The organism is Thermococcus sp. 4557 (assembly GCF_000221185.1).
Classification (GTDB): domain Archaea; phylum Methanobacteriota_B; class Thermococci; order Thermococcales; family Thermococcaceae; genus Thermococcus.
The window spans coordinates 1,407,388-1,428,262 of record NC_015865.1; the positions used below are offsets into that span (position 1 = coordinate 1,407,388).

Annotated in this window: 24 protein-coding genes; 12 read left to right on the forward strand and 12 right to left on the reverse strand. The window is 57.4% G+C overall.

Features of this window, described 5'->3' with window-relative positions; translation table 11 throughout:
- Nucleotides 1–2: 2 nt before the first annotated feature.
- Complete coding sequence (locus tag GQS_RS07325; protein WP_014013046.1) at nucleotides 3–920, reverse strand: Lrp/AsnC family transcriptional regulator; 918 nt, start codon at nucleotides 918–920, stop codon at nucleotides 3–5.
- A gap of 70 nt (nucleotides 921–990) precedes the next feature.
- Here GQS_RS07325 and GQS_RS07330 point away from each other — a divergent pair, with 70 nt between their 5' ends.
- The 3 genes from GQS_RS07330 to GQS_RS07340 are packed head-to-tail and all read left to right on the forward strand — an operon-like array spanning nucleotide 991 to nucleotide 2,593.
- Nucleotides 991–1,479: an adenosine-specific kinase gene (locus GQS_RS07330; RefSeq protein WP_014013047.1), complete on the forward strand. Its 489-nt coding sequence runs from the start codon at nucleotides 991–993 to the stop codon at nucleotides 1,477–1,479.
- Nucleotides 1,480–1,530: 51 nt separating this feature from the next.
- A complete protein-coding gene (locus GQS_RS07335; RefSeq protein WP_014013048.1) occupies nucleotides 1,531–2,085 on the forward strand; it encodes an XTP/dITP diphosphatase in 555 nt (184 codons plus the stop codon).
- A gap of 55 nt (nucleotides 2,086–2,140) precedes the next feature.
- Nucleotides 2,141–2,593, forward strand: a complete 453-nt coding sequence (locus GQS_RS07340; protein ID WP_014013049.1) for an Lrp/AsnC family transcriptional regulator — start codon at nucleotides 2,141–2,143, stop codon at nucleotides 2,591–2,593.
- A gap of 78 nt (nucleotides 2,594–2,671) precedes the next feature.
- On the opposite strand, the gene GQS_RS07345 is transcribed toward GQS_RS07340, so the two are convergent.
- Nucleotides 2,672–3,508 carry a radical SAM protein gene (locus tag GQS_RS07345; RefSeq protein WP_014013050.1) on the reverse strand — a complete coding sequence of 279 codons (837 nt, stop codon included), beginning with the start codon at nucleotides 3,506–3,508 and terminating at the stop codon, nucleotides 2,672–2,674.
- Between the two features lie 301 nt (nucleotides 3,509–3,809).
- Nucleotides 3,810–7,181 carry an efflux RND transporter permease subunit gene (locus tag GQS_RS07350; protein WP_014013051.1) on the reverse strand — a complete coding sequence of 1,124 codons (3,372 nt, stop codon included), beginning with the start codon at nucleotides 7,179–7,181 and terminating at the stop codon, nucleotides 3,810–3,812.
- A gap of 109 nt (nucleotides 7,182–7,290) precedes the next feature.
- Between GQS_RS07350 and GQS_RS07355 the strand changes: the two genes are divergently transcribed.
- The gene (locus GQS_RS07355) at nucleotides 7,291–7,788 is read left to right on the forward strand and encodes a PadR family transcriptional regulator (protein ID WP_048056549.1); all 498 of its coding nucleotides are present in this window, start codon (nucleotides 7,291–7,293) and stop codon (nucleotides 7,786–7,788) included.
- Here GQS_RS07355 and GQS_RS07360 read toward each other — a convergent pair.
- Entirely contained in the window at nucleotides 7,760–8,380 is a 621-nt protein-coding gene (locus GQS_RS07360) for a hypothetical protein (protein ID WP_014013053.1), read from the reverse strand. The genes GQS_RS07355 and GQS_RS07360 overlap by 29 nt on opposite strands.
- 36 nt (nucleotides 8,381–8,416) lie before the next feature.
- Nucleotides 8,417–9,709 (reverse strand): phosphopyruvate hydratase, encoded by a 1,293-nt coding sequence (eno, locus tag GQS_RS07365; RefSeq protein ID WP_014013054.1) that lies wholly within the window; start codon nucleotides 9,707–9,709, stop codon nucleotides 8,417–8,419.
- Nucleotides 9,710–9,824: 115 nt separating this feature from the next.
- Between eno and GQS_RS07370 the strand changes: the two genes are divergently transcribed.
- The 4 genes from GQS_RS07370 to GQS_RS07385 all read left to right on the forward strand — a co-directional run bounded on the left by GQS_RS07370 (nucleotide 9,825) and on the right by GQS_RS07385 (nucleotide 12,507).
- Nucleotides 9,825–11,042, forward strand: coding sequence for a CGP-CTERM-anchored Cys-rich protein (locus GQS_RS07370; protein WP_014013055.1), 1,218 nt, complete (start codon nucleotides 9,825–9,827; stop codon nucleotides 11,040–11,042).
- 30 nt (nucleotides 11,043–11,072) lie between these two features.
- On the forward strand, nucleotides 11,073–11,381 hold the full coding sequence (locus GQS_RS07375; RefSeq protein WP_014013056.1) for a hypothetical protein: 309 nt from the start codon (nucleotides 11,073–11,075) through the stop codon (nucleotides 11,379–11,381).
- Nucleotides 11,382–11,551: 170 nt separating this feature from the next.
- A complete protein-coding gene (gene deoC, locus GQS_RS07380; RefSeq protein ID WP_014013057.1) occupies nucleotides 11,552–12,226 on the forward strand; it encodes a deoxyribose-phosphate aldolase in 675 nt (224 codons plus the stop codon).
- Nucleotides 12,223–12,507 (forward strand): family 4B encapsulin nanocompartment shell protein, encoded by a 285-nt coding sequence (locus tag GQS_RS07385; protein ID WP_014013058.1) that lies wholly within the window; start codon nucleotides 12,223–12,225, stop codon nucleotides 12,505–12,507. Before deoC ends, GQS_RS07385 begins: the two co-directional genes overlap by 4 nt.
- Here the strand turns inward: GQS_RS07385 and GQS_RS07390 are convergent.
- The 6 genes from GQS_RS07390 to GQS_RS07415 all read right to left on the reverse strand — a co-directional run bounded on the left by GQS_RS07390 (nucleotide 12,504) and on the right by GQS_RS07415 (nucleotide 18,382).
- Nucleotides 12,504–13,103: an ECF transporter S component gene (locus GQS_RS07390; protein ID WP_014013059.1), complete on the reverse strand. Its 600-nt coding sequence runs from the start codon at nucleotides 13,101–13,103 to the stop codon at nucleotides 12,504–12,506. The genes GQS_RS07385 and GQS_RS07390 overlap by 4 nt on opposite strands.
- 90 nt (nucleotides 13,104–13,193) lie before the next feature.
- Nucleotides 13,194–14,531, reverse strand: coding sequence for an ornithine aminotransferase (locus tag GQS_RS07395; RefSeq protein WP_014013060.1), 1,338 nt, complete (start codon nucleotides 14,529–14,531; stop codon nucleotides 13,194–13,196).
- 159 nt (nucleotides 14,532–14,690) lie between these two features.
- Entirely contained in the window at nucleotides 14,691–15,683 is a 993-nt protein-coding gene (gene trxB, locus GQS_RS07400) for a thioredoxin-disulfide reductase (RefSeq protein ID WP_014013061.1), read from the reverse strand.
- Between the two features lie 65 nt (nucleotides 15,684–15,748).
- Nucleotides 15,749–16,594 (reverse strand): hypothetical protein, encoded by an 846-nt coding sequence (locus GQS_RS07405; protein WP_014013062.1) that lies wholly within the window; start codon nucleotides 16,592–16,594, stop codon nucleotides 15,749–15,751.
- A 45-nt stretch (nucleotides 16,595–16,639) separates the two neighbouring features.
- On the reverse strand, nucleotides 16,640–17,170 hold the full coding sequence (locus tag GQS_RS07410) for a metal-dependent hydrolase (protein ID WP_014013063.1): 531 nt from the start codon (nucleotides 17,168–17,170) through the stop codon (nucleotides 16,640–16,642).
- 6 nt (nucleotides 17,171–17,176) lie between these two features.
- Nucleotides 17,177–18,382, reverse strand: coding sequence for an AAA family ATPase (locus GQS_RS07415; protein ID WP_014013064.1), 1,206 nt, complete (start codon nucleotides 18,380–18,382; stop codon nucleotides 17,177–17,179).
- Between the two features lie 61 nt (nucleotides 18,383–18,443).
- Between GQS_RS07415 and GQS_RS07420 the strand changes: the two genes are divergently transcribed.
- Genes GQS_RS07420 through GQS_RS07435 form a run of 4 tightly spaced genes read left to right on the forward strand, consistent with a single transcriptional unit; the run spans nucleotide 18,444 to nucleotide 20,376 of the window.
- Entirely contained in the window at nucleotides 18,444–18,929 is a 486-nt protein-coding gene (locus GQS_RS07420; protein ID WP_014013065.1) for a THUMP domain-containing protein, read from the forward strand.
- 33 nt (nucleotides 18,930–18,962) lie between these two features.
- Complete coding sequence (locus GQS_RS07425) at nucleotides 18,963–19,670, forward strand: SagB/ThcOx family dehydrogenase (RefSeq protein ID WP_048056550.1); 708 nt, start codon at nucleotides 18,963–18,965, stop codon at nucleotides 19,668–19,670.
- Nucleotides 19,663–19,842, forward strand: coding sequence for a hypothetical protein (locus tag GQS_RS07430; RefSeq protein ID WP_014013067.1), 180 nt, complete (start codon nucleotides 19,663–19,665; stop codon nucleotides 19,840–19,842). The genes GQS_RS07425 and GQS_RS07430 overlap by 8 nt, the downstream gene beginning before the upstream one ends.
- A gap of 42 nt (nucleotides 19,843–19,884) precedes the next feature.
- Entirely contained in the window at nucleotides 19,885–20,376 is a 492-nt protein-coding gene (locus GQS_RS07435; protein ID WP_369782825.1) for a ferritin family protein, read from the forward strand.
- A gap of 1 nt (nucleotide 20,377) precedes the next feature.
- Here GQS_RS07435 and GQS_RS07440 read toward each other — a convergent pair whose 3' ends face one another.
- Nucleotides 20,378–20,875, reverse strand: coding sequence for a 4Fe-4S dicluster domain-containing protein (locus tag GQS_RS07440; RefSeq protein WP_014013069.1), 498 nt, complete (start codon nucleotides 20,873–20,875; stop codon nucleotides 20,378–20,380).

Below are 20,875 nucleotides of genomic sequence, written 5' to 3' on the forward strand. Positions count from 1 at the left end.
CGTCAGAATTCCAGGATGGAGCGGTATCCGCTCCCGTCTTCTTTAACCATCCTTGAATACCTGTCCCTCAGGTTGCTGTCGTTGAGTTCCTTGAAGATGGGGTCGATGTACTCGATGAGGAGCTTCTCCACGTAGCCGCTGAACTCCAGTATCTTGCTTCCCAGGTCTTCCTTTGACGAGAAGAACCATTCCAGCAGGTATCCGTATCCTGGCAGGACGCCGACGGTTATCTCGTACTCCTTGAACTTCTCGAGGATTACCTCGTCGAAGTCCTTCGCCAGCCCTATAACCGCCCTGTCGTGAACGTTCACGTCCACCAGGGGAACGAACCCCCTGATGATGCCTTCCTCCTGGAGCCTGTTTATCATGTATCTAACCGTCGGGCGGCTCTTTCCAAGCCTTCGGGCTATATCTGTTATTGGGGTTCGGGCGTCCCACTTCAGGATGTCCATGAGAACCGCATAATCGTAGCTCAGGTACCAGTCTCCAAAGTTGTCGTCCCCGCTGTAGGGATACGCCCTCACCTCGTAGTACTCGTAGTCGTCCGAGTACTTCGAGAGCATCTCCCCGATGAGCTTCCTCTGCTTGTCGGGGATGTTGAAAACGATGGAGAATCCGTTCTTGAACCCGAAGGCGGGATTTGCGTAGCTTATGAAGGGATTCTTCATGAGCTTATATGCGACTTCCATGATCTTGTCCGACGGTACGCTCAGAAACGTTATGAAGCTCCTCAATCCAATCTTCTTTATGTTGTAAGAAGCGCTCACGGTCAGGTATTTCCCGTAATACTTGTCGTAGAGCCTCTTGAGCCGATAGTAGTCTATCCCCTCGCTCTCGGCTATCTTTTTCAGACTCTCCGTGGGGTACCTGTCGAGGATTTCAACCAGGAACTCCAGTTCAGACATGACCGGTTCGGTCATTTTACTCACCATTTCATCGGACGAGAAAAGGTTATATCGGTCGGGATATTAAATCCTTCCGGTGGTGACCATGGTAAAGATAGAGGTCGTTGACATCGAAAAGCCGGAGGGCGTCGAGGCCATAATCGGACAGGGCAACTTCTCCATATTCACCGTGGATGACCTCGCCAAGACCCTTCTGACGACGGTTCCGGGCATAAAGTTCGGGATTGCGATGAATGAGGCGAAACCCCAGCTGACGCGCTTCAGCGGCAACGACGAGGAGCTGGAGAAGCTCGCGGCAAAGAACGCCCTCAGGATCGGGGCGGGCCACGTCTTCGTCGTGCTCATGCGCAACGCTTTCCCGATAAACGTTCTCAACGCCGTTAAGAACCACCCCGCGGTGGTTATGGTCTACGGGGCCAGTGAGAACCCGCTCCAGGTCATAGTCGCCGAGACGGACCTGGGACGGAGCGTCCTGGGAGTCGTGGACGGCAAGGCCGCCAACAGGATAGAGGACGAGGAGCTCAAGAGGGAGCGCAGGGAACTCGTGGAGAAGATAGGCTACCGGATCGACTGAAGAACCGGCAACCTTTTTTACCCACCTTCCCCCTTCTCCTTCGGTGATGGTATGAGGCTGGCTTTTATCACTTCTAACCCCGGAAAGGTTGAGGAAGCGAGGAAGTACTTCAGGCCCCTCGGCGTTGAGGTTTACCAGCTCAAATTCGAGTACCCGGAGATACAGGCGGATACGCTCGAGGAGGTTGCTGAGTACGGCCTCAGATGGCTCGCCGAGAGAATAGACGGCCCGTTCTTCCTCGATGATTCCGGACTGTTCATCGACGCCCTCAAGGGCTTCCCCGGTGTGTACTCGGCCTACGTGTATAGAACCCTTGGAATAGACGGCATCCTGAGGCTCATGGCGGGCGTTGAGGACAGAAAAGCGCACTTCAGGAGCGTCATCGCCTACTGGGACGGTGAGGTTCACCTGTTCACGGGCCGCGTCGATGGGGAGATAACCCGGGAGAAGCGTGGGACCGGCGGCTTCGGCTTTGACCCGATATTCATGCCTCAGGGATTCGACAGAACTTTTGCCGAAATGACAACTAAGGAGAAGAACGATATATCACATCGTGGAAGGGCTTTAAAAGCCTTCTCAGAGTGGCTAAAGGAAAACCTTAAATAAGCCTCATGTTCCAAAGTTAACAGTAATAATTGAATGAATGACGAAGGGGGTTGCGATGGTAAACACTCTTGATGCCACCGATTTGAGGCTGTTGAAGGAACTCAAGGAGAACGCGAGGGAGAACATAGCCTCGCTCAGCAAGAAGCTCGGCATACCCCGAACCACCGTCCACTACCGCATCAAGAAGCTGGTGGAGGAGGGCGTGATAGAGAAGTTCACAGTCAAGCCCGACTACAAAAAGCTCGACCTCGGAACCACCGCGTTCATCCTCGCCCGCTACGAACCGGACTCAGGCTTAAGCCAGCGCGAGGTTGCTGAGAGGATAGCGGCTCTTGAGGGAGTTTACGAAGTCCACATAATAGCCGGTGAGTGGGACCTCCTCATAAAGGTCCGCGCTCCAAGCTCCGAGGAGGTCGGAAAGATAGTCGTGGACCGGTTAAGGGAGATAAAAGGGGTTGGCCAGACGGTTACGATGGTGTCATTCGTGACCGTCAAGGAGGAGCTTTAGTCCCATCGGGCGATGATCGGCGTTCTCCTTTCTGATTTATGATGATGCGAGGAACGGTGAGCCCGGCGAGTGCCTTCGTCACATGACGCAGCACTCGTAGATTATCTCGACCTCCCTCACGCTCTTCGCCCATTCGATGACCTTCCTCGGCGGGTTCGTCAGCCTGTCAACGCCGGCTAGAATCGCTCCCCTGTCGAAGTCAACCCGCCACCTGCCCAGCGGCCGCATGCAGCCTATGCTTATCTCACCGTCGAAGCGCTCCCTCGCGTATTTCACGACCTTCAGGCTCTCCTCCACTGACGGCTTTGGAACTTTCTCCATCTCCGTCCCCTTTGTCGGGATCAGAACGTCCAGCACGAGGACTTCTATCGGATACTCCATCAGCAGGTCTATGGCCCGGTACTCCCAGCCAATCCTTCCAAAGTCGAGGCCTATCGTTATGTGAGGCGCCACGCGGATTCTGTTTTCTGTCAGGAGCTCGACTATCCGTAGGTAGTCTTCAACGGTCTTGTCTATTCTGTAAACGCGCCTTATGACGTCGTCATCGCCCACGAAGTCGAGGGAGACGACATCGACGTACCTGACCCACTCCAGGTCGCTCTCGTCTATGAACCCCACGTGGGCGTTGAGCTTGAGGCTCGTTCTTCGCTTTATCTCCCTCAGCTCATTAGCGTACTTGTCAATCGGTACCTTCAGGCGGGAGTCCATACCGCCGCTCAGCAGGCAGCCCAAACCTCCGGAGCGCTCAAGGTTGAGGCAGAAGTCAAGGAGCTCCCTCTTCCTGGGCTTTTTCATCCCCTCGAGGTAGTGCCTCCCGCAGTGGGCGCAGTTCAGCGCGCAGTAGTTACCGGTGAGAGAGATAGAAGGGAATTTGATACCGGGAATGTAGATTTTGAGTTTCTTTCTTTCCACCATTTTAATCACCTTGCAGAACTGGGGATCGTAGGGGGCGAGAGCCCCCTCCGGTGTTTAAAAAAGAAGGAAGGGTCTGGGAAACGTAGTTTCCCGGTTTACGTGGGGCGAAGCCCCACGTTCGGGGGGAGGGGGTTAGCAAGGACGTGGGGGGTGAAACCCCCCGGCCCTGCGAGGGGAATTTTATTCCAGGGATGTAGATTTTGAGCTTTTTTCGTTCTGTCATCTAGCTCACCTTGTCAGGATGTCAATGGAGAAAAGTGAAAATAAGCTAAAACCCTTCCGGGACAAAAATGGGAAAGGGTCACTCCTTCTTGGCCTCTCCCTGGTTCTTGAACAGCGGCCACCAGGCCTTCTCGCCGAAGAGGCTCATGAAGGCGGGGCCTATGAAGTACACCGCCATCGTTGCCGTCAGCAGGACTCCAGCGGCTAGCGCAAATCCCATTTCCCTCGTTCCCCACGTGCTGCTGAACATCAGCGCGCCGTAGGTGCTCGCCAGGACCACGGCAAGGCCTATTACAAGGGTGTCCATTGTTCCGGCCGCCACGACGAGGGCGTCTTTCGGCGAGCGGCGCTCGAACTCATCTCTAGCCTTGACGAGGTAGAAGCTGTTGTAGTCTATGCCGACTCCCATGAGCACGACGAAGACCATGAGCGGCAGGAACCACATGACCTGCTGGTCAAAGACCCTGCCGAAGAGCCACGTTGAGACCCAGATGCTCGTCATGACGCCGAGGAATATGGTCATCATCGTCGAGACGACCGCCGGCATTCCCTTGAGTGTCGGTATCAGCGAGAGGAACATCAGCACGAGGGCCACTGGAATTATCCTGTGCCAGAAGATGTCGTTGATCCTGTCGGTGAGGTCCATTGAGAGCGCCGCTCCCCCGCCGACGAGTCCTTCCTTAATCTTGCCTTCCTTCTCAAGCTCTGCAATGTAGCTTCTCAGCGCCTTGACGAGCTCCTTGGCCCTGTCGTCTGTCGGTTTGTAGACCGGGTCTATCTGAATCATCACCTTGTTGCCGCTGCTTGAGATGAACCTGTCTCCTCCGAGTGCCTTGACCGCTGACAGCGTCAGGTTGCTCACTGGCTCGCCGTAGGGCCTGGTCGGGGAGTATACTGCCTTAACACCTTCCATCGTCGTTATGTGGGAGGTTATCTCGTCTATCACCTTGAGGTCTTCGTCCGTTACGTTGTGGCCGAGGTCGATTATGACGTAGTTCGGGGATGTTATGGCCGCTCCGAGCTTCTCCTGGCTCAGTTGCATGAAGGTGAGGGTCTCGCTTCCCTCCGGCAGGAAGAGGCTCATGTCGTGGGTTCCCTCGAAGTTGAAGAACGTGTACGTTGCCGGAACCGCTATTAGGAGTCCTATGAGCAGGACGACCTTGGCGTGGTTGACGACCCACTCGGCTATTCTGCTCCTCTCGTGGACGTCGAGCGTCTCAACGTGCTTTATGTGCCTCGGCCACCAGAATATCGCCTTGTCGCCTATGAGGGCCGTTATTGCCGGTATGAACGTCAGGCTGGCGAGGAGCACAGCTATGACCGCCAGCGGGATTACCATTCCCATCTGCTGGAATATCGGGAACTCCCAGGCCAGGACGAAGCTCGCGAAGGCTATGATGTCCGTGAATGCGCTCGCCAGGACGGCATCCTTAGCCCTCTTGAGGGCCTCTGCGACGGCCTTCTCGTGCTCATAGCCCTCGGCTATGTACTCCTTGAAGCGGTGGACGTAGTAGGTCGAGTAATCAATTCCAAGACCGAGGGCGGTCGTTATGGTGAGCATCTGGGCCCAGCTTCCGATGTTGAGGATTCCGCCCTTCGTGAGCAGGTACGCTATTCCGAGGGCCGTAAGCGCAGAGGTTGCGACGCCCGTGAAGGGCAGTAACGTCGCCAGGAGGGCCCCTCCCATGAGTATGAACAGCACGACGAGGGCACCTATGATGCTCGCCTGGCTGGTCTTCTGGTTATCACTCCGGCCGTACGCGGTCATCTCGTGCGACTGGACGGGGGTTCCTCCGAGGGCCCCGAAGGCGTCAGGGAAGTACTTTCCGAACTCCTCGAGGGCTATTTCCTTGACCCTGGTGGCGTTCTGGGCGTAGTAGAGGTACGGGTCTGTATCGGGGCCGGGCTCTCCCAGCGGTATGAACGTTATGAGAACCGTGGTGTTGTCCTCGCTCTTGAGCATACTGAGGTAAGTTCCTGCCTTCTCCTTGACAACCGGCCAGAGCTCCTCCGCGAGGGGCTTGACGTCCTCCCTCGTTATCGCGCTGGGGTTGTCTTTGAAGCGGAAGGCTATCTCAGCCAGCAGGGTCTCGTTGAACTTCAGCTCGACTCCGTAGGGGTTGTCCTTCGCGTAGCTCGATATAGTCGAGAGGACTGTCTTCTTCACAAGGCTCTCGATTTCCTCCTCGCTCAGCGGGTAGTTCTCTATGACCTGCTCGATGAGGGCCTCCATTGTTTCTTTGAACTCCTCGGGCATCTCCTGCTCTCCGGACTGCTCTCCTATTCCCTTGAGGAAGAGCTCCTTTGCGAGCTCCTTTGGATCGGCTCCCTCATAGAGGGCCCTGACGAGGCTCTCAGTTTCGTCGGTTTTCTGCGGCACCATGGCAAGGACGACTGAGACCGTGGCGTCCTCAAGCCTCTCCCCGCTTATTATTCCCTGCGGGTCCTTCGCAACCTCCTCAACGAGTGCCTCCGCAACGGCCTCGGGGTTCGGGGCGAGGTTTTCCATCATCTGGGCTATCTGGCCCTTGAGAATGCTCTTGGTGAGGGCGTCTATAACGGCCTCATTACCCTTACTGTCGTACAGCTGGAAGAGAACCTCTTTGGGGAGTTCAAGGCCAGTATTCGCGACCATGCCGTACACGAGTTCGACCGTGGTGTTCCTGAGGAGCTCATCATTCGAGAGGAGCGTACCTTTGCAGTAGGGGTCTGCGGACACAACGGTCTGGGCTATGACGGGGACGATTGCTTTCTGGTTCTCAGGAACCTGGCTCTCAAGGGCGTTCTGAAGGGCCAGGACTTTCTCCTGAGTGGTCATGTTCGGGTTCTGAGCGCATATCTGGAGGTATGCCCCGTCGGCGGCCCTGAGAAGAGTGGCAGTTGAATTGAGCTGAGTGTAGAGGGCCGTCATGTTGGCCTTGAGGGCCAGATACGCCCCCGCGGTTTCAACGAGGCTTCCTCTTACCATTTCGGTTGTGTTCTTCAGAAGGAGCGTCTGGCTCAGAACCATTCCGTAGCCGTCGTTGACGCCCTTAACGGTTTCATAAAGAATGCCCGTGACGTTAGCAGTCATCCTCGTGATGTTCAGCGTGAGGTTGTAGTCCATGTCCCAGAGCATGTCGAGGGCGTCGTAGTAGGAGGTTACGTTCGTGGCGTACCTGCCTTCAACGCGGTCCTTAAACGCGTAGTAGGCCTTCCTCGCGTTCTCGTCGTTGACGCTGATGTTAGTTACTATCAGATACGTCATGTTCTCGTTCTGGGCTCCGGTGAACTCCTCGCTCATGATGTCCTGAACTTTGATGGACTCTATGTTGTGCGACACCATCTGCTCGGTGCTGTAGTCGGTCAGCTCACCGATCTTTCCTGCTAAAGGGGCCAGAACCACGATGAGCACGACCCATATCGCCAGCACCGCCTTGGGGTGCCTTGCTATCCAGTCGTTCCAGGCCATTACCACCACCTCAAACCTTTTAAGGAGGTCAGCATAATATATTCAAAGGAAACATATCGACAAATATGTTTGAGACAAACATATCTTATAAACCTTTTGAGGTGGTGTCATGGCTGCTCCGTCCATGCGGGAGATGTTCCTGGCCCCCATCAGGCACCTCATACTCGTCATAGTGGGGTTCAAGGGCGAGGCGCACGGGTATGAAATTCTCAAGGAGATCGAGAAGATAAGCCAGGGCACGTGGAAGCCGAGCCACGGCAACCTCTACAATATGCTGGGCAAAATGGTTGAGGAGGGCCTCCTCGAGCCGAAGGAGGAGTATCATGGAAGGCGGAAACTCGTCAAGTACACGCTAACCGAAAAGGGGTGGGACTACCTCAGGGAGGCAAATGAGCTTGCCCTCCAGTCATTATATATATCAATTCAGTACCATGAGGCGCTGAGGAAAAAGCTCATCGAGAAGGGCTATCGCAGGGAGATAGCCGTTGAGGTCGTTGAGGAGTACCTGAGCGTCCTGGACGAGATATGCGAGCTCCTCGACGAAAAGAGAAAGCGGCTCCGGAAGAGGCTGGAGGAACTCAACGCTTCTCGGGGCACTCCATCGTGAGGAGGAAATGGATGTAGAATATCTTCCCAACGATGGCCAGTACGGTAAAGGAGCCAAGTATCGGGGCCGCCAGAACTGCCAGAAGCCACGTTACCTCGCCTGCCTTGGCGAGGGCAGGCAGGAATGGTATGGCCGCCATGAGGAACAGCACGATCGAGTTCAGCCTCGACATCCAGAGGCTCATCTTCAGCCCCTTAATCTTCCAGAGCACGCTGTTCCTTATCCCGACCGCGAGGTAGTTGATTCCCGCTCCAACGAGCGCCACCACGGAAGTTATCACGAACTCCGGCGGGCCGAAGGGGAAGATGTTCTTTACCACCGCGGAGTAGGTGTAGAAGGCTGAGGCCAGCATAAGAACCCACGAGAGCGCCCTGAGGAGATACGCTATCGTGAAGCGCTTCACCGCCCACCTTCCGAGCCTTCGGCTCACGAGCTCGGTCATTCCGATGTAGTACAGAACCGTGGAGGCACCGAGGCAGGCTATCGAGGCGTTGTAGGATTTGGAAGCCAGAGCCGCCGCGGACAGGAGGAATAGCTCGGCCAGAATGAGGAACGGCCTGGGCCTTATGAGCTTCTCGGGGTCAAACTCCATCTGCTCCACCAAAATTCCAAAATTAAGGAAAAGGAATCAGAGGAACGGGTTGCGGAACTTCCTGCCCGGATAGACAGCTATGCCCTCAAGCTCCTCCTCTATGCGTATGAGCTGGTTGTACTTGGCGTTCCTGTCGCTCCTCGCTGGGGCGCCCGTCTTTATCTGGCCGGCGTTGAGGGCAACGGCGAGGTCGGCTATGGTTGAATCCTCGGTCTCTCCGGAGCGGTGGGAGACGACAACGCCGTAGCCGGCCCTGAAGGACGTGTAGGCCGCATCGATGGCCTCGCTGAGGGTTCCAATCTGGTTCACCTTGAGGAGAAGCGCGTTGGCGGCGCCCATTTCGATGCCCTTCCTTATCCTCTTCGGGTTGGTGACGAAGAGGTCGTCGCCAACTATCTGTATCTTGTCTCCGAGTTCCCTGGTTATCATGACGAAGCCTTCCCAGTCCTCCTCGTGGAACGGGTCCTCAATGGAGACTATCGGGTAGGCCGAGACCAGCTCGCGGTAGAGCTCGAGAAGCTCGCCCCTGTCGTACTCCTTGCCGCTGACGACGTACTTGTCCTTGTCCGGGTGGAAGAACTCGCTCGATGCCGCATCGAGGGCGAAGGCTATCTCGTCGCCCGGTTTGTAACCTGCCTCCTCGATGGCCTTGATGAGAACCTCGAGCGGCTCGGTGGCTTCCTTCATCGGCGGGGCGAAGCCGCCCTCGTCACCGACGTTGACCGCGTTCTTTCCGTACTTCTCGGCTATGACCTTCTTGAGGACGTGGTAGGTCTCGCTGACCCACATGATGCCCTCCCTGAAGGAGCCGGCCCCAACGGGCATTATCATGAACTCCTGGAAGTCGAGCTCGTTGCCCGCGTGAACGCCGCCGTTGATGACGTTGCTCATCGGGACGGGCATGACGTAGGCGTTGGTTCCGCCGATGTACTGGTAGAGCGGAAGTCCGAGCGCGTTGGCAGCGGCCTTGGCAACGGCCAGAGAAACGCCGAGAATTGCGTTGGCGCCGAGGTTGCTCTTGTTCTCGGTGCCGTCGAGCTCGAGCATGAGGCTGTCAATGTCCCTCTGCCAGGTGACGTCCATGCCGACTATCTCGGGCGCGATTATCTTGTTGACGTTCTCGACGGCCCTTCTAACACCTTTCCCGTGGTAGCGCTTCCCGCCGTCGCGGAGCTCAAGGGCCTCGTGGGTTCCGGTTGAAGCTCCGCTCGGGACGGCCGCTCTTCCCATGCTTATCGGGGTGTAGACCTCGACCTCAACGGTTGGGTTTCCCCTGCTGTCGAGTATTTCCCTGGCGACGACTCCGGTTATCTCAAAGGGGTTCTCCATCTCAATCACCTCGAGTGATATTCCCGGCAGGGCATATAAAGGTTTTAGCTTCAATCCTGGCCGAAGCGATGGATAGGCGTATATATTTTGGCGCCCTAAACCATCCGGTGGGAAAATGAAGAGGCTCGCGGCGCTTATAATCCTCCTCATGTTCACCCTGACACCGGTTGTTAAGGCCTGCATGAGTCCCGCCGACACGTACGCCGTCGAGGTGGTGCTGAACAAGCAGGGGATAGTTTACAAGCCGTATCCACAATTCCATGCCCTTCACAACGCGCTGATTGAGAACGGCACCTTCATCTTCCGCTCCCACTACGATAGGAGGCTCTACGTCATGCTCTGGAACGGGAGCGACGGCCCCCACCTCAGGGTTCAGATACCGGTCGAGTGGAAGGCCGTGGACGTTTCGAGGGCCTCGTTAAACCTCTCCCTTCTCCTCACGGAGGAGACCCTCGAGAGGCTAAGGACCGACGGCTGGAACGTCACGGATAACACGACCTTCGAGAGGAACGGAGTTAGAATAAGCTTGACCCCGGTTACGGGAAAGGAGTGCACCTCCGACGCCGACTGCGCCACAGGCGGTTGTTCAGGCGAGGTCTGCGCCCCGGAGAAGGAGGCCCGGGAGATTGTGACGCCCTGCGTTTACAGGCCGTGGTATGACTGCCTCTCGCTGACGAGTTGCGGCTGTGTGGGCGGCATCTGCACATGGAAGCCGAGCCCTGCCTTTGAGTCCTGCCTTAGGGAGCACGGGGTTGATCCGTCCAAGGTGATCCAGGCGGGGTACTTCGAGCTCGAGGTTGAGGCTGTGAACAGGTCCGATGGCGAGGTGAACGCGGCGGTCAAGGACTTTCTCAGCGCCTTCGGCATCTCCTGCGACGTCCCCCTGACTCTGGTCAAGACCTCCGTAACCCGGCTTTCCCCTTCGCTGGATCCCTCGGAGGTCAGCGCCTCCAAAGCCCTAAAAGCCGAGCTCGATTGGCTGATTGAGACCGGTGCCCTCAGGATGGACGAATCGGACGTTGAGGGCGTTCTCCGGGCTGCGGAGTGGGGGAACGCGGGGCACAACTCCCACATAGGCTGGTACGAGACGGAGAACGGCACCTCTGCATGGGTACCCTACGATGAGAGCCTCAACCCCCTCCTCGTCAGGTGCTTCACCAGAGAGGTTCCCGCGTACGAGCTCCCGAACGGGACGGCCTACGTCGGGCCGACACTAACTAAGCCTCCTTCGGGGGATTCTGCCACAACGTCCGTTTCGGCTGAAGGGGAGGTATGCGGGCCGGGGATAGTGGCCCTGCTGGCGTTGCTGGCTGCCTTCTCGAGGAGGAGATGAGCTTTTAAACCTCCCCTCCAACCTTTCCACATGGACTGGAAGAGACAACTGCGCGAGGACGGTTTCGTCGAGGTCGATGGCTTTCGAATAGAGCTCAGCCTGGACAACACGTTCATGGATCTGGACTACATCCCCAGGGTGCTGTTCTACGACCCTCCAACGGGGAGATGGCACGTTCTCAGGAACCCGATTCCGAAGGGAAAGAGCCTCGAGGAGAGCTGGGACGGAGCGGTGGAGGTTCTATGCAGAATCCTGGAGGGAAAGGAAACGCCGCTGTTCGGCGAGGAGGGTGTTGCGGAGAGGTTTCTCCGTGTGCTTGAGCGGCTGGATGCCCGGTGACATTCCTTTGAGGTTTCTTCAAAAACCTGTATTTCTTCCCGTTCCGTGGAGATGGGGCCGGAGATTGCCGGAATTCCAAAACAAAGTCCGCATATTTTCCGGGGACTTACGCATTTTTGGGGAGAAAAGCTCTAAATACATTGGAGTGGAGTAGTTACCGGGTGATGGGAATGGCTGATCACATCGATATTGCGGGGTATATCGACCATACGAACCTGAAGGCCTATGCTACCGCCGATGACATTAAGAGGCTCTGCGATGAGGCCGTTGAGTACGGTTTCTACGCCGTTTGCGTCAATCCCTACAGGGTCAAGCTGGCCAGGGACTATCTCCGCGAGAAGGGTGCCGATGTAAAGGTCGCGAGCGTAATAGGCTTCCCGCTCGGGGCGACCCCAACGGAGGTCAAGGTCTTCGAGGCGAGGAAAGCGCTGGAAGACGGTGCCGACGAGCTCGACATGGTCATCAACATAGGCGCGCTCAAGGACGGGGACTACGAGTACGTGAAAAACGACATAGCCGAGGTCGTCAAGGTCGCCCACGAGAGGGGCGCGAAGGTTAAGGTCATCATCGAGACCTGCTACCTCACCGAGGAGGAGAAGGTGAAGGCCTGTGAGCTGGCCAAAGAAGCTGGAGCGGACTTTGTGAAGACCTCAACGGGCTTCGGAACCGGTGGGGCCACCGTTGAGGACGTCAGGCTCATGAGAAAGGTGGTCGGCCCGGAGATGGGCGTCAAGGCCGCCGGCGGAATAAGAACCTACGAGCAGGCGCTGGAGATGATAGAGGCCGGCGCGACTAGGATTGGAACGTCGAGCGGAATAAAGATTGTGGAGGGAGCCCCGAAATGAAGGAGGTACGCGACCTCCTGAACAAGGCCATCCGGGAGCTCCGGGAGGAGGGCCTCGAGCCCGACATACTCCTCGTTGGCCCCCACTTCATCGAGTACGCCGTTGAGCAGCTGCGCGAGTGCAGGTTCAAGATATACAAGATAGACGAACTGGGCTACGACGCCGTCGTCGCGGACTCCAGCTACCTCGGCCAGGTGAAGCGCGCCTCAAGGAGGATATCGGTCGAGCCCCTGCTCGTCGAGAACGAGATGTGGGAAGAAATAAGGAAACTGGAGGTTTAGATGAGGTCCTCTATCTCCGGGTATCTCTTCTTTATCGCCTGGGCCAGGAGCGTGCCCACCAGGACGCCTGTGACAGCCTGGACTATGTTTACTGGCACCTCTGTGGCGGCCGCGGGAATACCGTACATGTAGGCCTCGAAGGCAAAGTATCCGGAGACCATTATTATTCCGCCTATCAGGCCGGCTATCACCAGCGTCGAGACGTTGTCGCTCCTTCTGGCGATGTAGCCGATGGCGAGGCCCTCAAGCCCCTTGACAACGAGGGTTATCGGCGCCCATCCCGGATAGCCCGCTATTATGTCTCCGAGAGCCGAACCAACGCCGCCCGCGAAGACGCCGATGACGGGGCCAAAGGCCATTGCCGAGAACATGACCATGGTGTCGCCGAAGTTGAGGTAGCCGCCGGTCGCGGGGGTGGCTATCGTTATGAACGCCGTGGTGACGCCGACCACCGCTGCCATAACGGCCGAGAGGGCGAGGACGCTGGCGCTCCTGAACTTCTTCCTGTTCATAAACAGGTACGCGACGTAGAGCAGGGTGACCGCGGCGAGAACGTACGGTCCGTACGGTTTGAGCATCTCGGTCAGCTCAGTCATGTTCACCACCGGAGGTATCTCAAGTTATAACTTTAAAAACTTGACTTCCGGGATTACCACTCAATCGAACGGATAAGAAAAGGGAGGAAATCACTGGAGAGCGGCCTTGAGGGCCTCCTCGAATATCTCCATAGCGACGTCTATCTCTTCCTTGCTTATGGTCAGCGGCGGTATGAACCTTATGCTGTTGTCGCCGCAGCCGAGGAGGATGAGTCCGCGCTTGACGGCCTCCTTGACGATCCTGTCCCTCAGCTCTGGGTTCTTCTCCTTGGTGTCCTTGCTCTTGACGATCTCGACCGCCTGGGCGAGACCGAGACCTCTGGCGTCTCCGATGACCTCGTACTTCTCGAGAAGCTCCTCGAGGCGCTTGTGGAGGTAGTCACCGACCTCCTGGACGTGCGGGAGGAGCTCCTTGACTATCTCGACGACCTCTATTCCTGCAGCTATCGCAACCGGGTTGCCGCCGAAGGTCGAGGCGTGCCTGCCCGGCTTGTCGAAGGCTATGTCGGCCCTGTGGACGACACCCGCTAAGGGGATTCCGCCGCCTATGGCCTTACCGAACTGGATGGTGTCCGGTGCAACGTCGAAGTGCTCGATGGCCCAGAACTTTCCGGTCCTTCCGACGCCCATCTGAACCTCGTCGTCCGCTAAGAGGATTCCGTAGTTGTCGGCGAGCTTCTTGAGCTCCTTGAAGAAGTTCTTCGGCGGGACGACGTAGCCGCCCTCACCCTGTATCGGCTCGAAGACTATGGCTCCGACCTCGTGGGGCGGGACGTGCCTGAAGACGTACTCCTCGATGAACTCAATAACGCGGTTGACGAGCTCGTCCGGCTCGGCGTAACCGTCTATGTGCCAGGGGTTCCTGTAGGGGTTCGGGTAGGGTATGTGCTCGACTCCAGGCATGGTCGGGAAGAACCTGTCCTGCTGAACCCACTTGCTGGCGGTAAGGCTGAGAACGGCCTGGCTCCTGCCGTGGAAGGCGTGGTAGAAGGCGATGAACCTCTTCCTTCCGGTGCCGTACTTGACGAGCTTCATCATGGCCTCGTTGGCCTCGGCACCGCTGTTCTGGTAAACCACCTTCTTCGGGAAGTCGCCGGGAGCGAGTTCGGCGAGCTTCTGGGCGAGTATGACGGCGTTCTCGTAGAAGAAGTCGTTCAGAGCGAAGTGGGTGAACTTCTCGGCCTGCCTCTTAACGGCCTCGACGACCCTCGGGTGGGCGTGGCCAACGTTGAGAACGCCGACACCGCTTCCGAAGTCGTAGAAGGTGTTTCCATCAACGTCGTAGACGAGGATTCCATCTCCGTGGTCGATGACTATCGGGAGGGTCTCCGGGTCCTGCGTGGTAACTGCGAGGGCCTCAAAGTTCTTCTCAATAACCTCCTTGGCCTTGGGTCCGGGGAGTTCTTTAACGTTCGGTCTAACCACCATGTGCATCACCGGTGAGAGATGGGGGTTCTCCTATATAAGCCTGTGTTCATCGATGAACATTTTTGACCGAAAAATTTTCGGGGGAATCGGAAAATACCTCGATTCCCAAAACGGAAATCCGAAAAACACCGAGAGAAAAGAACGAGGGGTTGTGGAAAATCACTCCACGACCTTTGAGTTCCACTCGTCAATGAGCTCCTTCGCCGAGTTGGCGGCAATGGCGCCCTGGCCGACGGCAACGGCGATCTGCTTGAAGACGTTGGTTATATCGCCCGCCGCGAAGATTCCCTTCATCTTCGTGCGCATGTGCATGTCCACTGGGATGTAGCCGTACTCGTCGGTTATTCCGAGGTGCTTGACGAAGTCGGTCTTGGGCTCGTAGCCGATGAAGATGAAGACTCCATCGACCGCCATCTCGGTCTCCTCGCCCGTGACGCGGTTCTTCAGCTTGACGGCCTCGACCTTGCCGTCGCCCTTGATTTCGGTCACGACGGTGTTGAGTATCGCCGGAATGCCGCTCTCCTTGAACCTGTCCTGGAGTATCTTGTCGGCCCTGAACTCCTCGCGCCTGTGGACGAGCGTGACATCTACGCCTATGCTCTTGAGGTAGAGCGCCTCCTGAAGGGCCGTGTTTCCGCCGCCGACGACGACAACCTTCTTGCCCTTGAAGAGCGGGCCGTCGCAGGTGGCACAGTAGGAAACGCCCCTTCCGGTGAACTCCTCCTCGCCCGGAACGTGGAGCTTCCTCGGCGCGGCGCCAACGGTTATGATTATGGTCTTCGCCTTGTACTCCTTGCCGTTCTTGGTCTTCACCGTGAACTTGCACGGGCCCTCGTAGTAGGCGCACTCCGCCGGGTCAATCCTCTCGACCTCGTCGAAGACGATATCAACGCCGAGCCTCTTGACGTGTTCGTGCATCCTGTTCGTCAGCTCGGAACCGCTGATTCCCTCGGGGAATCCGGGGTAGTTCTCTATCATGTCCGTCAGCGCCATGTTTCCTCCGAGGTCCTTGCTGAGTATCAGCGTCTCAAGGCCGAAGCGCGCCGCGTATATCGCCGCGGTGAATCCTGCAGGTCCTGCGCCTATGATGAGCACGTCCCAGGTCTTGTTCTCGTACTCGCCTCCGCGTGAGAATCCTCCCAGACTGAACATCTCTCTCACCTCCGGGCTTTCCTAACGTGGACTATTTAAAAGCATTATTGCCCAGTGGTGTGTATTCACACCACGACGTTAATTTCCGGACTGCCCTCTGGGAACCCTTCGGCGGGTTCGATCAGCAGCTCCGTCCCCGCGTGTTCGTCCTGCTTCAGGGGGACGTCCATCGTGAGCAGAACCTCGTATTTTCCGTGTCCCTCCAGAATCCTCCGCGCTCCGAAGGCCTCCCGGAGCTTCCGCGGATCGCTGACGTTCCTGTCCATCACCAGTATCAGCGGCTTTTCCCAGAACCTTCTCTCAAAATCCTTCTCCCCGCTTCCCCGGACCTCCACGAGCTTCTCCTTCCCTTTCGATTCGGAGTGGATCAGCTCCACCCTGGCCCCCCTGCACTTCTCGACGCTGGTGTAGAGCCTCCCCGAGAGCATTCCCCTCCCGGTTTCCAGCCGCAGATGGGCGTACTCATCGTTGTGGGACGTTCCAATGGAAGTCTCCCCTGCCTCGATTCGGTACGTAGGCAGCACCGGGGATATCAGGGCGTCCCTGAACTTCCCCTCCACTATGACGTAAACCGGGAGCTCGACCCAGGCGTCGTCGTTTTCACGTATGGAAACAAAGAACCGTTCCGGCTTCAGTTCTATCCTGTCCGAGGTGAACTCCCCTGCCGTCCTGAGTTCCCGCTGCACGGAGTAGTGCCTGTGCTTGGCCCCTATCCATTCACCCCTTATCCGCAGGGTTCCCTTCAGGAGCCGGGTTTTCTCGGGAAGTACGAGGGTTCCCCCTTCGATCCTTACGGATGAGGCGAGTTCCGTGCACTTCCTCCTCGCCTTCGCCTCCCGCTCCATGTCCATCAGTATGATGCCCAGCATGATGAATATGAAAACGATAAACAGGGCCCCACCGCCTTCCATGCAACCACCGGGGTAAATACGAAGGTGGAAAATAAAAGAGTTTCTCTACAGTAGTGATAGCTCTCCGTCGAGGAGCAGGTGGAGGACATAGCCGCTGAATGCAGCGAAGCCGACGTAGAGTCCCTCCCCCGTCGTCATGTTGAGGCCGTACTCCACCAGAACGAACGCCAGGCCCCCGTAGACTGCCGCGAAGAGGAAGGAGTGAACTATCCCCCTGTGCTTCGGCATCATCCACGTGAAGGCGAACCACGCTATCACGGCGGCAAGAACCGCTATGCCCCATTCAATGGTCGTGTTGAGCCAGGGCTCCCCGACGTTTATCGACCCCGCGGTGTTGACGTAGACCGCCCCCCCGACCACCACGCTGACTATCGGCTTCGTCCCGCGGTGGATCAGGGCGTTTGGATGGTCCATGTCCGGCAGGTCGCTCCCCAGGACGTAGAAAGCGTAGCCCAGCACCAGGGCCATCGTTGTGAGGGCGAGGGGAGCGCCGTGGGCGGCCGCGAGTCCCGCCGCTGCGACGATGACCGGATAGCTGACTACCCCGCTGAGCACGTGAACGTCGTAGTTGGGCATGGGGCATCACTCTTCCCCTTTCTCTGCCTGCCCCTCCTCCAGGAACTTCCTCACGTACTCCGGAACCTTGTAGTTGCCCTTGGGGTCTCCGACCAGGAATCCGAGCCTTATGAGCTCGTTGAGCTGGTCGTAAACCTGTATTCCGGGCCTCTTGACTGCCTTGGCCACCTGGATGTAGCTCACCGGTCCGCCGTTGAACTCATAGACTATGGCCTCAACGAGGTCCTTGTACTCCTTTGGAATCCTCGTGAGGTACTCCTCGAGGCTCTTTGGCTCCTCGAGTATGGTGGTCACCACGTAGTCGTCTATGGGGTCGAACTTGTGCTTTGAGGCCTCGCTGAGAACGTAGTGGAGCAGGCGGAGAATCTGCCTGGGATTGCCCTTTCCGAGCTGGTGTATCAGCTTTATGGCCTCCTCCGTGAAGGGGTAGATTGGGTCATCCGTGTCCCTTATCCTAACCCTGTTGAGCCTCTTCTTGACGAGCTCGTAGGCTTCGTCTATACTCATCGGGCGGAGCTTGAACTCGTAGTGGAGGCGCATGAAGAAGGCCGGGAAAATCTTGGTGTACTCCTCGTAGGCCTCCGGTACACAGGCGAATGCGACGATGCAGCCCTGGGGCATGTTGCTGATGAAGTGCCTGAGCATCTCGAAGAACTGTATCTTCTCCCTCTCGCTCGCGCTCCCCATGTTCTCAAGCTCGTCCAGGAGGAGGGCGCAGTAGGGGTATTTCCCCATCTGCTCGGTCAGAAGCTCGGCTATGTCTCTGCTCTTGTACTCGTCCCTGTCGCTCAGCATCTTCTCGAGCCTGTCTATGAAACCGAGCTTCCTTGAGAGGTTCTCGAGGAATATGTTCGTCCTGCTCTTTGGCGGCTTGAGGGCGTAGAAGATGTCGCGCGTGAGCTTGAGGATGTCGTTCGTGTCAACCTTGACGTATATGGCCTTCCCGCGGTTCTCCTCTATGGCCTTGGCTATTGTTTTGAGTCTCTGGGTCTTGCCCATTCCGAGGGGGCCGACGATGCTCATGGCTATCGAGCTCTTGTTTCCGATAACCTCGGAGATTATCATCTGGAGGCGCATGTCTATCTCCTGATAGACGTGAATGCTCTCGACGTCGCTTATTCCCTCGCTTGCGAGCTGCTCGAAGGGGTTCCGAGAAAGGCCGTAAACTTCGTATGACTGGTAGGGATAAAGCTTAAGGCCACCGGCTTCCATTTTAACTCACCGCATAGTTTAGGAACGCGAAATATAAAAACCTGTCCATCGGTGAGCGGAGATGACGATTCTTCTCGTTACGACCCCACAGGGACGTGAGGGCGATGGGATACTTGAACTGGAGTGGGCGCTGGGGAAGGTTCGGGTCCGGGGAACGGACTGGAAGGGCGTTCTCCTGGCCGAAACACCCCTGTCGAAGGGCGAAGCCCTTGAACGGCTGAGGAACTTTGAGACGCAGGCTATACAGAGGGTCGTCCCCCTCGACCTCATTGTTCCGGCCAGGAGGGAGGAGATAGAGAAAGCTGTCATGGAACTCGCCGAGAGAATAGACGGAACCTTCGCGGTGCGCGCCAAGGTTCGGGGGAATAAGGGGCTCTCAGCGAGGGAGCTTGAGATCGGCCTCGGCTCCCTGGTGGTCGAGCGCTTCGGCCTCGGGGTGAACCTGAGCGACCCGGATTACACCCTCGTGGTTGAGGTCCTCGGGAAGAAGGCCGGCATCGGGCTGGTGAGGAGGGGCGAGCTCCTCCGCTTCGAGGTGGTCGAGTGAAGGCTAAAATAGGATGAAGTCGAATTCATAAACATGGACGTCAAGCGAGTTTCGTACCTGGTTATCGCCTTGGTCGTGGTTTCCTCGGTTCTTCTTTTCGTCAAGCCCTACGTTATTTGGAGGGAGGGGGGTGAGAGAATCTCCGGTGAGGTTGTTGTTCTTCCCGAGCCGAGACTGACTGGGGAGATGAGCGTTGAGGCGGCCATAGCAAAGCGGAGGAGCATCCGCTCGTACAGGAACGAGCCCCTAACCCTCGAGCAGCTTTCCCAGCTCCTGTGGGCGGCGCAGGGAATAACGGACCCGAGGAAGTACCGCTCGGCCCCGAGTGCCGGGGCGACCTATCCCTTCGAGGTTTACGTCGTGGTCGGAAACGTTGAAGGGCTCGAAGGGGGAATCTACCGCTACGACCCCTTCAACCACACGCTGATCCTGGTGAGGAAGGGGGACTGGAGGAGGGCCCTCCAGAAGGCCGCGCTGGACCAGTCGTGGGTTGGGAGGGCGGCGGTGGACATCGTCCTGGTGGCGTACTACTCCAGGACGACCTCCTACTACGGTGAACGGGGAGTCAGGTACGTCCACATGGAGGCCGGGCACATAGGCCAGAACATCTACCTCCAGGCGACCGCTCTGAACCTCGGAACCGTAGCTGTTGGGGCATTCTACGATGACCAGGTTGCCGAGATAGTAGGCGCCGGGGGCGTTCCGCTGTACATATTCCCGGTGGGTGTTCCCGGTGATTAGCCTGGACCATTACACGCTGGGTTACGCAGCATTTGCCCTCATGAGCCTGGCCATGCTCAGCGGGGCACTGATATTCCTCTCGAAGCGCAGGGAGACATGGATAAGGGTTCACATTGTCATCAGTGTGATAGCCTACATCATCATGTTCCTAGCGATATGGCTCGTTAGATGAACCTAAAACTTATTAGGCCCCATGTGCTACCCGTACGGGGGGATGGGAATGTACGACGTTCACGAGGTCGTTGAGGGCCTTTCAAGGCTGAGTTACAAGGACGCCCTCGCGTACTGGGTAGAGGGCGAGAAGGAGGAGGCGGAATTCTACCGCGAGCTCGCGAGACGCGCCCGGGACCTGGGTCTCGGGGAGGAGCTGGTGAGGACATTCGAGAAGCTGGCCGAGGACTCGCTGAACCATGCCGCCGAACTTGAGGCCCGGTTCAGGGAGACCTACGGGAACGCCCCGAGGAGCGACCTCCCCCCACTCGAGGTTCTTCCGGTCCTCGAGGAGTTCGAGAGGGCCGACCAGCTGGAGGAGGTTTTGAAGGCTGCCATGGAGAGCGAGCTGATAGCCCACGAATCCTACAAGCTGCTCGCGGAGAGGGTCGACGACGAGCGGCTGAGGGAGCTCTACGCCAAACTGGCCGACGTTGAGCGGGGACACTACGAGATGCTCCTGGAGAGGTACGAAGAATTGAAAAAGAGAAGATGATTCAAGCTTTTTCCTCGACCTGGGCTGTGCCTTCGGCCTCTTTTTTGAGCATCTCTTTCGCCTCCGGCGGCTCCTCTATCAGGTTGTCGCTGTACTTGTCGTAGTCCGCCAGCAGGAACTCCTCGCTCATGCTGAGGGCCTTCACAGCCTTTTCCTCGCCCGGGAACTTCTTTCCCGGACACACGTCAACGCAGAGGGCGCAGAACATGCAGCGCGAGACGTAGTGCCGTATCTTCTTGAGCTCGGGTATCCATTCCATGGCATCCGCCGGGCAGACCATTATGCAGAGCCTGCACCCTATGCACCTCTCCGGGTCGTAGACGAGCTTTCCCCTGAACCCTTCGGGAACCGGGACGGGCGGGTTTATCTGGACCTCTCCCTTCTGGACCTTCTCTATTAAAGCCGTGACGTTCGCTGGCGCGTGCTTGACCGGGAAGGGATTTGTGGCCGGCTTCTTGACGAGCTGCTTGAGGAGGACGAACATCATCTTGTTTACCAT

Coding starts and splice junctions, on each gene's coding strand:
- GQS_RS07370 (WP_014013055.1), top strand. CDS start 9,825: ATGAAGAGGCTCGCGGCGCTTATAATCCTCCTCATGTTCACCCTGACA.
- GQS_RS07325 (WP_014013046.1), bottom strand. CDS start 920: ATGACCGAACCGGTCATGTCTGAACTGGAGTTCCTGGTTGAAATCCTC.
- GQS_RS07375 (WP_014013056.1), top strand. CDS start 11,073: ATGGACTGGAAGAGACAACTGCGCGAGGACGGTTTCGTCGAGGTCGAT.
- GQS_RS07355 (WP_048056549.1), top strand. CDS start 7,291: ATGGCTGCTCCGTCCATGCGGGAGATGTTCCTGGCCCCCATCAGGCAC.
- GQS_RS07440 (WP_014013069.1), bottom strand. CDS start 20,875: ATGGTAAACAAGATGATGTTCGTCCTCCTCAAGCAGCTCGTCAAGAAG.
- eno (WP_014013054.1), bottom strand. CDS start 9,709: ATGGAGAACCCCTTTGAGATAACCGGAGTCGTCGCCAGGGAAATACTC.
- GQS_RS07340 (WP_014013049.1), top strand. CDS start 2,141: ATGGTAAACACTCTTGATGCCACCGATTTGAGGCTGTTGAAGGAACTC.
- GQS_RS07395 (WP_014013060.1), bottom strand. CDS start 14,531: ATGGTGGTTAGACCGAACGTTAAAGAACTCCCCGGACCCAAGGCCAAG.
- GQS_RS07435 (WP_369782825.1), top strand. CDS start 19,885: ATGGGAATGTACGACGTTCACGAGGTCGTTGAGGGCCTTTCAAGGCTG.
- GQS_RS07425 (WP_048056550.1), top strand. CDS start 18,963: ATGGACGTCAAGCGAGTTTCGTACCTGGTTATCGCCTTGGTCGTGGTT.
- GQS_RS07385 (WP_014013058.1), top strand. CDS start 12,223: ATGAAGGAGGTACGCGACCTCCTGAACAAGGCCATCCGGGAGCTCCGG.
- GQS_RS07420 (WP_014013065.1), top strand. CDS start 18,444: ATGACGATTCTTCTCGTTACGACCCCACAGGGACGTGAGGGCGATGGG.
- trxB (WP_014013061.1), bottom strand. CDS start 15,683: ATGTTCAGTCTGGGAGGATTCTCACGCGGAGGCGAGTACGAGAACAAG.
- GQS_RS07330 (WP_014013047.1), top strand. CDS start 991: ATGGTAAAGATAGAGGTCGTTGACATCGAAAAGCCGGAGGGCGTCGAG.
- GQS_RS07390 (WP_014013059.1), bottom strand. CDS start 13,103: ATGACTGAGCTGACCGAGATGCTCAAACCGTACGGACCGTACGTTCTC.
- GQS_RS07345 (WP_014013050.1), bottom strand. CDS start 3,508: ATGGTGGAAAGAAAGAAACTCAAAATCTACATTCCCGGTATCAAATTC.
- deoC (WP_014013057.1), top strand. CDS start 11,552: ATGGCTGATCACATCGATATTGCGGGGTATATCGACCATACGAACCTG.
- GQS_RS07415 (WP_014013064.1), bottom strand. CDS start 18,382: ATGGAAGCCGGTGGCCTTAAGCTTTATCCCTACCAGTCATACGAAGTT.
- GQS_RS07350 (WP_014013051.1), bottom strand. CDS start 7,181: ATGGCCTGGAACGACTGGATAGCAAGGCACCCCAAGGCGGTGCTGGCG.
- GQS_RS07335 (WP_014013048.1), top strand. CDS start 1,531: ATGAGGCTGGCTTTTATCACTTCTAACCCCGGAAAGGTTGAGGAAGCG.
- GQS_RS07360 (WP_014013053.1), bottom strand. CDS start 8,380: ATGGAGTTTGACCCCGAGAAGCTCATAAGGCCCAGGCCGTTCCTCATT.
- GQS_RS07405 (WP_014013062.1), bottom strand. CDS start 16,594: ATGGAAGGCGGTGGGGCCCTGTTTATCGTTTTCATATTCATCATGCTG.
- GQS_RS07410 (WP_014013063.1), bottom strand. CDS start 17,170: ATGCCCAACTACGACGTTCACGTGCTCAGCGGGGTAGTCAGCTATCCG.